This is a genomic window from Streptomyces sp. P17 (assembly GCF_032436805.1).
Lineage (GTDB): Bacteria > Actinomycetota > Actinomycetes > Streptomycetales > Streptomycetaceae > Streptomyces.
In genome coordinates, this window is record NZ_JAVRBF010001134.1 from 1 (window position 1) to 256 (window position 256).

A 256-nucleotide genomic window follows, 5' to 3' on the forward strand; every position below is an offset into this window, starting at 1 on the left:
CCTCATCACGTGGCTCAAAAGTTTTCTTACTGGTATCTTTTTTATTACCGACATTGGGTGATTCATTGGTCGCGACACCACCTTCATAAAACTCAAAATTACCTCGTTCATTGTTTATTCCCTCATCTGCGGGACGAAGGTGATGAATATCAGTGTCAGCGTAGGATGAACTGGTGTTCCATCCTCCTTTTGACCTTGGCCAGACATGTTCTCGGTTCCAGTTATTTCGCCCTAAATTGCCTTTGCCTGAGCGTTG

The 256-nt window shown here is 44.5% G+C and carries 1 protein-coding gene; it reads right to left on the bottom strand.

Annotated elements, in window-relative coordinates; translation table 11 throughout:
* Window positions 1–256, bottom strand: a 256-nt coding sequence (locus RMT89_RS44180; protein ID WP_315889396.1) for an endonuclease, incomplete at both ends; no start/stop codon positions are given.